Source organism: Paenibacillus polymyxa, assembly GCF_018614975.1.
In the GTDB taxonomy this organism is placed as follows: domain Bacteria; phylum Bacillota; class Bacilli; order Paenibacillales; family Paenibacillaceae; genus Paenibacillus; species Paenibacillus polymyxa_E.
In genome coordinates this window covers 1-14,665 of the sequence record NZ_JAGGNR010000022.1, presented here as the reverse complement: position 1 = coordinate 14,665, position 14,665 = coordinate 1, and the positions used below count along the sequence as shown (strand labels likewise).

Here is a 14,665-nt window from a genome sequence, read left to right as displayed (position 1 = left end):
ACATTTACACGATAACAGCGACCGGAAGGTTATTCTGTCATCGGAGTGCCAGTGTAAATATTCCTTAGTTGAGCTTATATAGAAAACAAATTGAGTTGAGTGAAGGGGGTATGTTTCCATGAAAAAAAGAACTGATTTATGGAAAATGGTAAGTATGGTTATGCTGTCGGCTGTTCTTATGGCTGGCTGCAGCAAAGGGGAGAGTGCGTCCGAGACTACACCGGCATCGGTGCTTAAGGAAGGTAAATATGATCCACCGTTTACGATCACCATCGCCAAACAACAGGATGAAAATGCTGGAAAGTACATCAACGGTGAGACGTTGAATGACAATGTGTTGACACGCTGGGGCGAACAAAACCTGGGTATCAAAATCCAAACCACCCTGCTGGGAGGTGATGCTTCACAATATAATACCAAGCTGCGGCTGGCACTGACAGGTTCCGAGAAGCTACCAGACGTTCTGCCCGTCTATGATACCATGCTGGTTAATGATCTGATCGAGTCGGGGCAGGTCAAGGAGATTACGGAAGACATCTCAACCTACATGCCTGACCGGATAAAAGAAATATACAAACAATACCCGACCACCTTCAATCCAGTGGTTAGGGATGGCAAGGTTTACGGGATGGCCATCGCGCCCAATCTGACGGAAGGAGAAGTCATGCTGATCCGCCAGGACTGGTTAGACCAATTGAATTTGAAAGCGCCAACAACAATTGAGGAATTTGAGCAAGTCATCGCAGCGTTCACCAATGAGGACCCGGATGGGAACGGCAAGAAAGACACATATGGCTTTACATTTTCGGGTAAAGATTCCTACAATACGGGCTGGGTCAGCGATCCGGTCATGATATTCAGCGCATACACGGGCAAGCATCTTCCAAGGCAATGGCATAACGACAACGGCAAACTCACCTATGGATCTGTGGCTCCTGGCAACAAAGAGGCACTTGCCAAGTTACGCGATTGGTATGCAGAAGGGTACTTGAACAAAGAATTGGCCACCCAAGGGGCCTGGGATGCTCTGTCCGATTTTACGGAGGGGAAAGCTGGCATCATCATTGGTCGTCCTTGGCTTTACGACAGCGTGAAAGACGTAGAGAAAAATGTGAATGGTGCAAAAATTAGTGCTTATCCGACCATTCAAGGGGTGAACGGTGATAAGACCTATCAATCCGCCCAATTGAACGATGGCGTGTTCATGTTTAACAAGGATTTTCAGAACATGGAAGCATTCTTCCTGTACTACGATAAAATGTACGACGCGGCGTTCAGCACGGGGGATTTCAAATACGGCTACGCTCAAGGATACGATTACGATATCGTTAACGATAAAGTCACTTTTGATCCAACGAAATTTAATACGCCATTAGAGGCCGTGCAAGGCGTTGGGAAAATGGCATTCACCAAAAATACGCCGAGCGTTGATGGTCCCGGCCAATCCTACTACGATCTGGCGAATGGAGTTAAAGCCGACACAGGCGTACTCATTCAGAGCGCTTCAAAAGATCAAACGACTCAGGACGGGTACCGGATTTCGTATGAAAACAGGGATGTTTTGCTGCCAAATGAGTTTAACGGTCCACCAACGCCGACGATGCAAAATGTGTGGGAACAATTGACCACCATGGAACAAGAGACGTTCACCAAAATTATATATGGCAATGAGCCGCTTGAGGCATTTGATACCTTTGTGAAACAGTGGCACGAAAAAGGCGGAGACACCGTTATCGAAGAAGTTAACGAATGGTACAACCAAGCCAGCGAGACAGATGTAATGACACTGATGAATTTGAAATAAAGTCAAGTTTCACCTGGACCAGCCTTCCGTCAACAGGGAGGTTGGTTTCCTAAAAAAAAGGAGATGATGAGACATGATCAAACGTAAATCGTGGATGGCTATCGTCATTGCATTGATGTTGTTAACCGTTCATTTGACGTCCTCAGTTCAAACCATTCATGCTGCTGATGATGAGGAGACTAAGATTGCAGCAACACTATTTGTGGTTAAGAATGAATCCGAAGTATCCAATGCCAAAATCCATTGGGCACCTGTCCAGGGAGCGACTGCATACGAGTTATACAGATCCGAGAACAATGCGCCTTATACGTTATTACAGACCTTAACCGGTACAACGACGGATGATTATGACCTCAGCATAGGTAGTTCGTACAAATATCAAGTGAAGGCATATGGCGGAACTTCCTTAATTACCTCCGCTGTCTCGCCAGAATATACCCCTTACAGCCTTCCAGAGAACCTCATAACTTTTGATAACACAACGCAATCAACGCTTATGCTCCCGAATGAACTTAAAGTTGGAGACACCTACTACAGGTTTAACTTTGTACAAAAGTCAACTGGTGGTTTTGGCGAAATGATTCAACAGACGTCAACAGATGATATCACCTACGGTAACGACAAAGTGGTCCTTTCCTACACGGATCATCCCGATCTGGCTAATTCTAAATTTGAGGGGATCCATATCCTCTACCATGCGCCCACAAACAAATTCGTTTTTTGGGCTCACTATGAAAACAGTACAGACTACACACTTGCCAGAGTTTCGGTGGCTTCGGCCACGCCTGGAGAAGACTTTACATTTCACAAAAGCTTTCGACCAGAAGGGAACGAGTCCAGAGATATCTCCATTTTCAAAGATGACGATGACTCAGCTTATCTGATCTCTACCGCCAATAATAATTCGGACACGATTCTGTATAAGTTAACCTCTGATTGGCTGGATGTGGATCATCAAGTATCTGTTATATATGAAAATCAACACAGGGAACTACCCAAGATGATCAAAAAGGATGGCATTTATTATTTGTTCTCTTCCCAAGCGGCAGGTTGGTATCCGAGTATCCCCCTGTATTCATCAGCAACAAGCATAGACGGAGATTGGTCTGAATTACGGACGATTGGCAACACATCAACCTTCTCGGCGCAGTCGGGTTCCGTCATGCGGGTGAAGCCAGATACGGGTAACAACGTCGTTATGGTTGCGTATCGCTGGATGTTCGGTTGGGCAGGTACGCAAAATGGAACAACGGAGGAACGACTGCTTCCCGTTTGGTTCTCCGATGGTTACGCATTTTATGACTATTTTGATCAAGTACTGTACAACACAAGCGATGATGTCGTCATTCCCGTTCAGAATGGAAAACTGCTGTCACAAGGTAAACCTGCAACAGCGCAATCGGTTACCGGAACAAATCCGGCAAGTTATGCTAATGATGGTAACTATCAAACCGAATGGATCGGCACAGGCAGTTCTTGGCCGCATTGGTGGAAGGTCGATCTTGGCTCTGTTCAACAATTGAATAATGTGCAAATCTCCTGGTGGATGCAAAAAGGTTCTGAAGGTTTTTACAAGTATAAAATCGAGACGAGTACGGATAATGTGAACTGGACCGTGGCATTGGATCGAACCAATAATACATCTTACGGTTTCACATCAGATACGCTATCGAGCACTGCTGCCAGGTATGTACGAATTAATATGCAAAATGCGGCACTTCATAACAACCCTAACAACTGGTACACGCCAAGGCTATGGGAAGTGAAGGTATTGGGATCGGACACCAATTAACGATGTTCTTAAAAGAAGAGAATTGGTTAATTGATTATTCATACTTTTGAGAGGATACACATCTGATTCATTTTGAACAATAAAACGACTGATGAGAAAAGACTTTGATCCTACTGAGATTGCAGGTTCAAAGTCTTTTTGGATGAATTTTATAATTTCAGATCTAATGAATAGCGATCGCGAAGTACTGATAAATGGTGGAGCTCATGCCCAGCCATAACAAATGCAATCGATCGAGCTGAAGCAGTGTTATCACTGACGATCCCTCTACAGAGCCAAGCTTCCGGGGTGAGGCGACGAAGCATAAGAATGGTTGAGCGGCGTGTGACGGCATATTCTTCGCTCAAATCGGCCAGGGTATATGCATTGAAAGGGTGGGTCTGCATAAGCACGCCCTGATCGTAACCGGGATGATTCGCTTGGTCACCTCTGGCGATGCGAAGCAATCGGCTGCTCATGATTCGTTCGTTATCCAAAAGGTGGCCGATGACCTCTTTCACGCTCCATTTGCCTTCGGCGTACCGATAATTTGCTTGCTCCTCTGTCAATGAAGAGAGCAAAGTTGGTACGATGTTGGCTTGCAGCTCTAAACGTTCGATGATGTTCCCTTCAGGAACAAGCTGGATGTACCCTTCATAATAAGCTGCATACTCCTCTGTAGTTGGTCTATCAACCATGTAAATGCCTCCTTTGGGATTCGTAGATATGGAATATATTGTAGCATATATCTTACTTCCAGCATTGAAATAGGCTCCTCCGCTTTATGAGGGGAGGGCCGTTTCATGTAATTTAGGCAGTTTTTCAAGGTTACGTGTTATACCACTTCTAATCCGTACGTCGTATCCCTTTATTTTGGACAAATTTCTCTAAAACCGCAAAATCCTCAGTCACTTTTTGGAACGGCAACGTGTCCAGCACCTGTGCCCGGTAACTCTTTTTAGCCGCTGCACTGAGACGGGAGTCAAGTATGCTGAGTATGCCAAGGTCCGTTTCACTACGAATCAAGCGCCCCGTTCCTTGCCTTAATCGCAGAAGCATGTCCGGTACAAACACCTCCATAAACGGATTCTCCGTTACAGATGCCTTATATTCATAAACAGGATCCGATGGAACAGGGAAGGGTAGACGGAAAATAATGACCTGCAACAGGTCAGACCCCTCGATATTCACGCCTTCCCAGAATACACCGGTACCCAGGAGTACTCCTTTGCTTTTCCTGAATTCGGCGATGACACTGTCCTGGGAAGATCCTTCTTTTTGAACATGGACTGCCCATGAATTTGCATTAACCTCTGACATCAACTTCTTATGAATGTACTTCATGTCTTCCTTTGCTGAAAAAAGGACGATTGTTCTTCCCTGAGTTAGATTACAGAGTTGAACCACTTCATTGTAGGCTGCTTCAAGATAGTTTTCGCGCTGGTCGTGGTGGTAATAGGGAACTTTGTTCGAAATATACATCATGGTATGGTTGGTGTAGTCAAAAGGGGAGGGTTGGCGCTCTAAGAGATCCCCCTTATAACCGAGGGAGTGCGTCATATAAGAATATTGTTCCTCCAGCGTATCCCCGCCTTGGCACAGTGTTGCTGATGTCAGGATTACAGGCACCTTGCCATTAAATAAAGTGTATTTCAGAAATTGGCTTATATCTTTGGGACAGATGCTGATCGTGGCTACTCCCAAGGGGCTGCTAGCCCATAAGAGATAGTTGTCCTTTGTTTCAGATAAGACACTAATGAGAGTAATAAGCCCGTTTATGGCTTCAAAAGCGTCATCGATCTCTCGCTCATGGCGGGAGGTCAAAATGGAAAGGCGTAGACTGAAATCTTTCAAATTATTCGATACTTGGTTCAACGGTATTCCTTTGATCTCCGACACTTTGATTCGGTCGTTATCCTGCTTGGCATGGTGGAGCAGATCCGCGTTTACCTGTTTGAAGATGCGCTCAGCGCAGTTTTTGATAAACTTGGATTGTGAGAAGAGAATTTTATCCCCGGACTGCTTCGTTAGAAGCTGCACCGTGGTATCCAGAATGCGGCAAATCCCCCGATAAGTGAACTCCAGTGTTCTGGCATCCCGAACTTTTGCTTCCAGATTATGCGCTTCATCAATGACGATCAGAGCAGGCTGTTCCGAGATGATGCTCTTGGTTCCTTCTTTTTTCTTCATCAAATCCCGTATGAGCAGGTCCTGGTTCACAATAATAAAATCAATCTCGTTAGCTTTTGCATTTAATTTCGCTCTCATATCGTAAAACAAACATGCATTTTTGTGATGACAACGTTCAAATTTGCAATCATTCACGGAAACGTGAGACCATTCGGCATCACTAACTCCAGCTTTAATATCGGCTCTTTCATCAATTTCATAATCTAATATGCGCTGTGCGAGGGTAGATACGAAGGAATTTGTATCATCAAGATTGATCCATTCCGCTGCTCTACTTCGGCAGGCATACTGCCCCATGCCTTTTCCCACCACGGAGCGAACCGTTGAGAATCCCAACCGACTACCAATGATCCTTAAATCTTTATGTATCTGTTCCGAGAGCTGAATGGAGGAGGTAGCTATAATGACTGGTTTTTGAGACATTTGATTCGTGAGCAGGCTTGGGATCAGATATCCAAAAGACTTACCGATTCCGACACCAGCTTCAATCATGGCGTTATGCCCATGGATATAAGCATCGGCGATATCGAGAGACATTTCTTGCTGTCCGATCCGCTCTCTAAGGCCAATTCGGGGGAACCGGTCATATATTCGGAAGATGGCGTTAACCAAAGAACGTTCGATTTCCTTGTCCGGTTCCTGCTTATTCATTTTATAAAGTTCATTTAACCAATTCATAACGATCGCCCCTCTTCCGAATGATGATCTTCTTGTACTCACTTTGGAGACGATTTACCTCACAATGCAGTTGTAATGGCATTTTTCAATCTGGAAACGCCTTCCTGTAATTGTTCATCTGACAAATGTGCAAAAGACAAATATATACCATACTTCATACCAACAGACGTTGAACTGCTGACTTCTGAGTATACCACACCTTGTGACCTAGCCGATTCCCGAAAGGCCTCATAAGTGGTCACATTACCTCGCCACCAGCCAAACACGTGCAGACCCGCTTCATTCTCCACCCAATCAAACCATGTAGATAGTTGCTTGTTCAAAAGTTTGAGTAACAGATGGAATTTACGACTGTATAATCGATTCATTCTGCGCAGATGACGCTCATATTGACCACTTGTCATGAATGCAGCTAATGCCCGTTGTTCGATCAGGTTGACGGGTCTAGGCTCGTATAATGCCTGTGCCTTTCTAAAGGTGTCAGCCAAGGTAGGGGGAAGAACCACATAACCAAGTCGTACTTCTAAAGGCAAGGTTTTGGTGAAGCTGCCCAGATAGATTACGCGTCCTGCTTTATCGAGTGTTTTCAGTGGTTCAACATGCATTCCGCGATATCGGAATTCACTATCATAATCATCCTCAACAATCATGGCATCATTTCGCTGTGCCCAGTCCAGCAAGGTTTGTCTTCGTTCCAGACTGAGCATTTCACCAGTAGGAAATTGTCGTGACGGCGTGACAAACAACATACGTGCTTCCCAGTCTTGGGGCACAACGCCCTGACCATCGAGATTGGCTTCAATCAACTTTGCACCGGCTGCCAATATGGCTTTAGAAATCCCGACATAACAAGGACTTTCTGTCACGACATAATCCCCAGGATCTGCAAGTAATTGAGTGAGTAGAGCTATAGCTTGCATGGAGCCGGCAGTTACTGCAATATGATCCGGATCAACTTGAATGCCCCGCATCCTCCGAAGATAGGCAGCAATGGCTTCTCTCAATTTTGGATCCCCGGTTGAACTAACCATGGCAGAGGTTGTTTTCAGGTGATGCTCACGCTGCCTTATCTCTGCATACAATCGATTATTCCATTCATCGTAAGGAAACTTGGAGAAGTCAGGTTGATATTTGCTGAAGTCGATCACTTCGTCGCTATTCATTCTGGAATCATGTGTATGAGCATTGGCTGGTGCATTTCTTTGAATCGCTTGCTGTTCAAACTGCTGAATACGATTTCCCCAGGCCGATAAGTGATGCGTACAAGCTTTCTCGGTGGACGCATCATTGCTTAAGTCCAACTGATATGCAACAAAGGTTCCTCTTCCATGCTCTGAATGAATGTAACCTTGTGCAGTCAATGTATCATAGACCTGATTCACGGTTCCTCTGGAAATGTGATACGTCGCAGCTAACTCTCGAGTAGAGGGTAACTTCTCGCCATGCATAAGATTACCTTCATGAATTGCATCACGAATGGCATGATAGAGAGCCTTCATCTTGGTATATTTTCGGTTCAAATATGAACTGTAAGCTACATGAAATTGCATAGGACCTCCAGACTTATCATTGAAGTGGTACAATAAAAATCGAAAATATTGGATCTTTTTATATGACCATTCTCATTCTATACTAAATCATAGATTAGAGCGATGCCTTTATTGAAAATTACCCAAAAGTTAATTAGGAGGACTACAATCATGCAAACAGGTACAGATCGTGTAAAAAGAGGAATGGCTGAGATGCAAAAAGGTGGCGTCATCATGGACGTTATGAATGCAGAGCAAGCTAAAATCGCTGAGGCGGCAGGGGCAACAGCTGTTATGGCTCTTGAGCGGGTACCATCTGATATTCGCGCAGCCGGCGGTGTAGCCCGTATGGCAGATCCTACCATTGTAGAAGAGGTTATGAAGGTTGTATCTATCCCGGTTATGGCCAAAGCACGTATCGGTCATTACATAGAAGCCAAAGTGCTTGAATCCCTGGGTGTGGACTATCTCGATGAAAGTGAAGTTCTTACACCTGCGGACGAAGTGTTCCATATCGATAAACATGAGTTTACTGTACCATTTGTATGTGGAGCCAAAGATTTGGGAGAAGCTCTTCGCCGTATTGGTGAGGGTGCATCGATGATTCGTACAAAAGGTGAGCCTGGAACGGGCAACATTGTTGAGGCAGTTCGTCATATGCGTGTAATTAACAGCCAGCTCCGTAAAGTGCAAAACATGTCCAAAGACGAGCTGTATGCTGAAGCAAAAAATCTGGGTGTAGCTTATGAGTTACTGCGCGAAGTTCATGAAAATGGAAAACTTCCTGTCGTTAACTTTGCAGCAGGCGGTGTAGCTACTCCGGCGGACGCAGCATTAATGATGCACTTGGGAGCAGACGGTGTGTTTGTAGGATCAGGTATTTTCAAATCCGATAGCCCTGAGAAATTCGCTCGTGCAATCGTTGAAGCTACAACACATTACACGGATTACAAACTGATTGCCGAAGTATCCAAAAACTTGGGCGCCCCGATGAAAGGGATCGAAATTTCTAAATTGGCTCCAGAAGAGCGCATGTCCAACCGCGGTTGGTAAGAGCAGATAGAACAACTGGAGCATGAATAGTGTCAAGCAAAGCCGATCCATAGATAAAAATGGATCGGCTTTTTTGTTATTGTTGACGAAAGCAAAAGCAAAGACGGAAAGGAGAATGTCCTTTTTTTTATCAATTGAGAATGATTATAATTATCATTTACTGGATTAAACATTTGCTGTATACTGACAATAACTATTTTACATAATGCATAAATAGAAAATTAAGGATTCAAAAGGGAGAGAATTACATGTCTACACGCTTTAAAAAAGGAATGTTATTTTGTTTTATTGTTGCACTTGTTGTTGTACTTGCAGCCTGCTCCAATAGTAGTGATGGTAGCAATCAGGCAAACAATAACTCGCAGCAAGCAGCGAAAAATGTTGCAACAGATGAGGAGAAATCGGATGCAGAAGCTTCAGGTGCTGCTCAAACAACGTATCCTTTAACCGTTTCTAACTATACGACTGAAAATGGAACATGGGTGGCTAAAGAACAAACCTTCGATAAGGCACCTGAACGAGTAGTTGCCAATACCCAAGGTGCAGCCGAGCTGATGATTCGCCTTGGTTTGACAGACAAACTTGTAGGTGTAGCTGCGTTGTTTGGTAGTGTACCTGAAGATATTGCGGACGAGTTTAAACAAATTCCTGTGCTAGCTGAGGGCTATGTCGGTAAGGAAGTGACAATAGGGGCTACGCCTGACCTGGTTGTAGGGCGTGGTGGATTGTTTGAGGATGCCGATTGGGGTGTTGGTACAGTAAGCAGCTTGAATGATATGGGGATTAAAACGTATGTACAAAGCACCAGTGTTCCTGACGCATCGTTAGATAGTCTGTATCAGGACATTACTGAATTAGGTGAGATATTCAACGTACAAGCGAACGCAGCGGCATATATTGAGAAGCTTAAAGCACGCGAGAATGCGTTGTCGGCTCGAGCTAGCACTGAAACGATCAACTATGCATCATTTTCGGATAATGGTGATGGAACCATTGGAATCTACAACGGAAACGGTGATACGTTTATTGAAAGTGCAATGTCATTAATCAATATGCATAATATGCTGATTAATGAAACCGGCACACTCAGTCTTGAGAAGTTAATCGAGATTAATCCGGATGCAATGATTATTTCGAGGTATGCAGGTGGCATTGATCCTGAGCAGACGATTGAAAAGCTGCTTGCCAACAAACAGGTACAAAACATTAACGCCGTTAAAAACAAAAAAATCTACATTATTGATTTCAACAACTTCTGGGGTTACGGGGATTCCATCTTCACAGGTGTTGAAGGACTCGCTGATGACCTCGGGTTGTAATGGCAGTATGGCTCATAGTTCCAATGAAAGTCGCTATTTTAGCGGCTTTTTTTGTTATCAGGAACCAAATTCCCGTCTTAAGCTGTTCCTGGTCAGCCTGAATGATAGCGAGAATGGAGTGAACACGCTATTTTAATACGACTTGACTTGTGAATTTATTATCAGTATAGTGTGAATCAGTTCACACTTCACATTAAGGAGTACTCTATGCCAAAAAATACTTTCTTTCGTTTAGATGAAACAAGGCGCGAGGAAATATCTAATAGCGCTATGCATCTTTTTGTTAATAATCTTTACGAGGATATAACTATGAAGATGGTTTTGGATAGTTTGTCCATGCACCCCGGAACATTTTATCGGTATTTTGAAGACAAAGATGACCTTTATTGCCTCTTAATACGTAATGTGACCCAGAAAAGAGCTGCATATTTTAATAACAGTAATGAAGATTCCCTTTACAGCTATTTCCTTACTGTTTTATTTGGTAACGTTAATGGCATGGTGACCGAGCCACTGAATGAGTTGGAAATCAAACTCACTAAAACATTTTCATATATTCCTGAGGACATTTTGCTTAAAGTATATGTGAATGTGTTAAAGGGCGAGTCATTCCCCATGATCAAGGACATTTTACGCCGAATGAGGGTTGATGGATATCTCCGACCTAATGTTGACGACGACCTGATTTCTTTTATGTTTGAGTCAATGCAGCTTAATTTAATCTTGTTTTTTAGGGAATTCGATATTAAGGACTCTAAGCTGCAACATAAGATCAGCAAATACTTTTCTGAATTTATGGGCCATGGGCTGCTTGAGGATCATAAATATTCTGAAATGGTTAGCGATCTCAAGGGGGAAAGAAAATGAAAACCTATGACATATTTCCAGAACCAATTGGCGGCTATACTGTCGGTCGAACCCAGATGGATTTTGAGTACACGGCATCAGATTACTCCAAAAGAGAACTGACCGCTTTTGTGTACTATCCGTCTGACAGTAGCGAAGGTAAGGCTACATCAACGTACATGTTTCCTGAAGTCTACGAGATGTTTAATGAGCAGCCACTTGTCACTGGGTTGAAGGATGTTTTCTCTATAGATATCAAGACCCAGTGTTACGACGACCTTGCTCTTTCCGGGAAGGAAAAGCGCTATCCAGTGGTATTCTATGTGTGCGGTGGAGGCGGTTCTCCAGAATGGGGTACAGTGCTCTGTACAGACTTGGCAAGCATGGGGTATGTTGTGGTAAGCATTGGCCATCAGAATAGCACGATGTATAAACGTAAAGATGGGCGCCTGTTTAATGTATCAAAGGATTTTTCGGATGTCATTACAGCCTTTGGTGAAGATCCGGAGATGCTGGCGTTGGCTGGTAAGATGGAGATGCGGCCTGACGATGAAACTGCCATTGAGATGTGCCGTAACGTGCTTGCACTACCGATACTTTCCAAGTTAACAGAGTATAGTGAATTACAGGCAGAAGATGTAAGGTATGTAGCCGATTATCTTTACAAACTGGACTCTGGAGAGGTGAATTCCATCTTTAAGGGCAGATTGTGGCTTGACATCGGCATGGGTATAGTCGGACATTCTTATGGAGGGCCTACGACGGCGATGGTTTGCCGGGATGACGACCGGTTCGCCTGCGGGATTAGCTTGGATAGCGGTGCGTTTGGCCTTCTTGACAGCGATCTTAAGAAACCCTTCTTGTTACTGTTTTGTGAACCTAACTATAATATGAATGCGATTATTGGTGCTAACAATAGCATGGAAACCTATTTTTTCTCAGTTGATCGTGTTGCACATTTGGATTACTGTGACATCGTGTTTACCAGTGTTAATGAGGAACACAGATGCGAACGGGATGCTATGGAGATGCGAAATCTTGTTACAGACTATGCGAAGAACTTTTTTGATCATTACATACTGCAGAAGGCAACAAGTGTGGAAAGTCTGGCATACGATGGTGTGGAATTGATCAGGAAGACCAGCAACAAGAGACATAACCGAGAGACTGCTGATTAATGCATGTCAAAGAGCTAGCCGTACAGACGCAGAGCCGATAACCCCTATTACGCGGTTATCGGCTCTCTGACTCTGATATTGCAAATTAACTTCCTGGTTCCAATAACTGACGCTTATCCGGCCTTAGTCCCGCCAGTGTTTACTTCGCTTCCAGGCTCCATCAACATGATATGACATTCCTTTTCGGCGGAAGGTTTGATCTCGACTCCTTTAGGCACAATATACATCTCGCCCTTGGAAATCTTCACTTGCCCATCACGAAAATCAATTATCATTTCCCCTTCGAGCACAAAAAATAACTTGTCGGTCTCCTCATGAACATGCCACTCAAAATCTCCAGCAATCTTAACGATCTTAAATTGATAGTCATTCATTTCACCAATGAGTTTCGGAGACCAAAGATCGTTTAATTTTGAAAATTCCTCATTCAATTGAATAGCTTGATAGTGCATCGTAATTCCTCCTGTGTATTAATCCTTTATGTTCAGTATACTGATCTAAGCTTTGGTATAACATGGATGCCTATTGAAATCAGCATGGATTATTGATGAACTTCAGACGATACTCCGTAGGAGAGATACCACATTGTTTCTTAAACACTCTGCTAAAATAAAAGGGGTCAGCAATGCCAACGGTCTCAGCAATCTGTTGTACAGACGCATCACTTGCCAATAACATTTGCTGTGCCATGTTTATACGATATTTCAATACATATTCTGCTGGACCCATACCTGCATGTCTTCTAAACACGTAGGAAAGTCGATTTCGATTAACGTTATTTTGTTCTGCAAGCGATGAGACAGTCAGACTTTGATCGTAGTATTCTTGGATATAGGTAGAGACCCGTTCAAACAAAGCATCTGATTCGTTACTATTTTGCCTATGGTCAACACATATTAAAGTCTCATTCAGTACATCGCGAAACAGCATCTCGGTCTGAAACCTTGAAATACCTCCACGCTGATTATACACATGCCAAAGACGCGTGATTAATTCGATCAGACGTGGGGATTGACCCGTTGATAATTCAAAATGCTGATGGGAAAAGCTTGTCTCTTCGAGGTCCGAACTACATATCCGGTATAAAACGAGGATGTATTCCCAGTCCGTTCTATGAAACACGGTTTGATCCAGCTTCATTTTCGCGCCCCCATGTACAACTTTTCCTGGTGAAAAGATATAGGGCGTACCATCAAATTGAAATTGTATTTTTCCTGTAAGAGGAAATACAAATCCAGGAAAAGAATCGGTATAGTCAGCCTGGGGAACCCCTGGATTTCTAGCATATCGATATACGCCTTCTACTTGAAAAGGAATGTGTGCAAAATGCGCTGCTAACTGATTAACGTCTACTTTCACATTACGTACCTCATTTCAATCATGTTTGCCGGTGATTCTGAGATAAATCGTTGTACACCTTATTCCAACATTATTGATAACGATTATCACTGTCAACACATATAATGAAAAAGAAAGCTCTTTTTTACATATGGGCAATAGAATCCATCTTGTGTTAACAAGTGCACTAACTAATCCAATTGTTTGCTTGAGAAGGGGAACCCATGTCATTTTGAATAAAAATGCTGCTGTCCTTCACGGGCATGCTCGTTATAAGTCTGCTGTTCATCCTGCTTACGGCAAGTCTGTATACGATTGCGGCTACAGGGGATCTACAGAGTTTCCGTGATATATACAAGGTACATTATCAGATCAACCCCCTGACTGAACAGGGAGAATCGATCTTTCAAGAGATGACGTTCCTGGCCAAAAATGACCCGGACGACCTGTAGAACAAGGTTTTGCTGCGTGAATATGACATGAAGCTTCGATGCGAGAAGTCAGGGCTCTACGTCAGACGGGAGAATAGCCAGATCTTCGAATCGCTGACCTTCAACCAGCCAGAACTGAAGCAAGCACTACCTGCCTATGATCTTAACAATTATCAGATTCGGAGTACCTTCAATATTGGTGAGCGATTTTACGCGTATGCAAAATTTGATTTTCAATATTCAGACGGGGAACGAGGGAGTATCTTTGTCATTCGTGAGAGAAGCCCCTTTGCGGAGCTTACTCGCAAGCTGCTGCCTGTGATGTCATTCCTGCTTATTGGCGTCCTCATCATTGCAAATCTGCTCTTGTTCCGCTGGATCACACGCAGCTTCATTAAGCCCTTGCATCAACTACGAAGTTCAGCCGAACACGAGCGGATCTGGGGCATGGATTTCACCGGTTCACTGTATAAGTTTCGTGAAAATTTAGAGCCAGTTTATATTTTGTTACACGCGTGTTGAATAACC

General features: G+C 43.7%; 11 protein-coding genes and 1 pseudogene. 7 read left to right on the top strand and 5 right to left on the bottom strand.

What is annotated here, in order from left to right; all coding sequences use genetic code 11:
- Positions 1–118 precede the first annotated feature (118 nt).
- Both J7E78_RS19185 and J7E78_RS19180 read left to right on the top strand, forming a co-directional pair.
- Positions 119–1,804, top strand: a complete 1,686-nt coding sequence (locus J7E78_RS19185; protein WP_215077777.1) for a type 2 periplasmic-binding domain-containing protein — start codon at positions 119–121, stop codon at positions 1,802–1,804.
- Positions 1,805–1,877: 73 nt separating this feature from the next.
- Positions 1,878–3,596 carry a discoidin domain-containing protein gene (locus J7E78_RS19180; protein WP_215077776.1) on the top strand — a complete coding sequence of 573 codons (1,719 nt, stop codon included), beginning with the start codon at positions 1,878–1,880 and terminating at the stop codon, positions 3,594–3,596.
- A gap of 149 nt (positions 3,597–3,745) precedes the next feature.
- Here the strand turns inward: J7E78_RS19180 and J7E78_RS19175 are convergent, their stop codons facing one another.
- The 3 genes from J7E78_RS19175 to pdxR form a co-directional block, all read right to left on the bottom strand.
- On the bottom strand, positions 3,746–4,273 hold the full coding sequence (locus J7E78_RS19175; RefSeq protein ID WP_215077775.1) for a DinB family protein: 528 nt from the start codon (positions 4,271–4,273) through the stop codon (positions 3,746–3,748).
- Between the two features lie 148 nt (positions 4,274–4,421).
- Positions 4,422–6,443, bottom strand: a complete 2,022-nt coding sequence (locus J7E78_RS19170; protein ID WP_215077774.1) for an ATP-dependent DNA helicase — start codon at positions 6,441–6,443, stop codon at positions 4,422–4,424.
- A 59-nt stretch (positions 6,444–6,502) separates the two neighbouring features.
- The gene (pdxR, locus tag J7E78_RS19165) at positions 6,503–7,993 is read right to left on the bottom strand and encodes a MocR-like pyridoxine biosynthesis transcription factor PdxR (protein ID WP_215077773.1); all 1,491 of its coding nucleotides are present in this window, start codon (positions 7,991–7,993) and stop codon (positions 6,503–6,505) included.
- Between the two features lie 147 nt (positions 7,994–8,140).
- Between pdxR and pdxS the strand changes: the two genes are divergently transcribed.
- The 4 genes from pdxS (at position 8,141) to J7E78_RS19145 (ending at position 12,368) form a co-directional block, all read left to right on the top strand.
- Entirely contained in the window at positions 8,141–9,025 is an 885-nt protein-coding gene (gene pdxS, locus J7E78_RS19160; protein ID WP_215077825.1) for a pyridoxal 5'-phosphate synthase lyase subunit PdxS, read from the top strand.
- Between the two features lie 248 nt (positions 9,026–9,273).
- Positions 9,274–10,344 (top strand): ABC transporter substrate-binding protein, encoded by a 1,071-nt coding sequence (locus J7E78_RS19155; RefSeq protein WP_215077772.1) that lies wholly within the window; start codon positions 9,274–9,276, stop codon positions 10,342–10,344.
- 207 nt (positions 10,345–10,551) lie between these two features.
- A complete protein-coding gene (locus J7E78_RS19150; RefSeq protein WP_215077771.1) occupies positions 10,552–11,211 on the top strand; it encodes a TetR/AcrR family transcriptional regulator in 660 nt (219 codons plus the stop codon).
- On the top strand, positions 11,208–12,368 hold the full coding sequence (locus J7E78_RS19145; protein ID WP_215077770.1) for an alpha/beta hydrolase: 1,161 nt from the start codon (positions 11,208–11,210) through the stop codon (positions 12,366–12,368). The genes J7E78_RS19150 and J7E78_RS19145 overlap by 4 nt, the downstream gene beginning before the upstream one ends.
- 113 nt (positions 12,369–12,481) lie before the next feature.
- Here J7E78_RS19145 and J7E78_RS19140 read toward each other — a convergent pair whose 3' ends face one another.
- Complete coding sequence (locus J7E78_RS19140; protein ID WP_215077769.1) at positions 12,482–12,820, bottom strand: cupin domain-containing protein; 339 nt, start codon at positions 12,818–12,820, stop codon at positions 12,482–12,484.
- Positions 12,821–12,899: 79 nt separating this feature from the next.
- Positions 12,900–13,727 carry an AraC family transcriptional regulator gene (locus J7E78_RS19135; protein WP_215077768.1) on the bottom strand — a complete coding sequence of 276 codons (828 nt, stop codon included), beginning with the start codon at positions 13,725–13,727 and terminating at the stop codon, positions 12,900–12,902.
- 221 nt (positions 13,728–13,948) lie between these two features.
- On the opposite strand from J7E78_RS19135, the pseudogene J7E78_RS30065 reads away from it, so the two are divergent.
- A pseudogene (locus J7E78_RS30065) lies at positions 13,949–14,596 on the top strand (two-component sensor histidine kinase); the annotation flags it as partial.
- Positions 14,597–14,665: the final 69 nt, after the last annotated feature.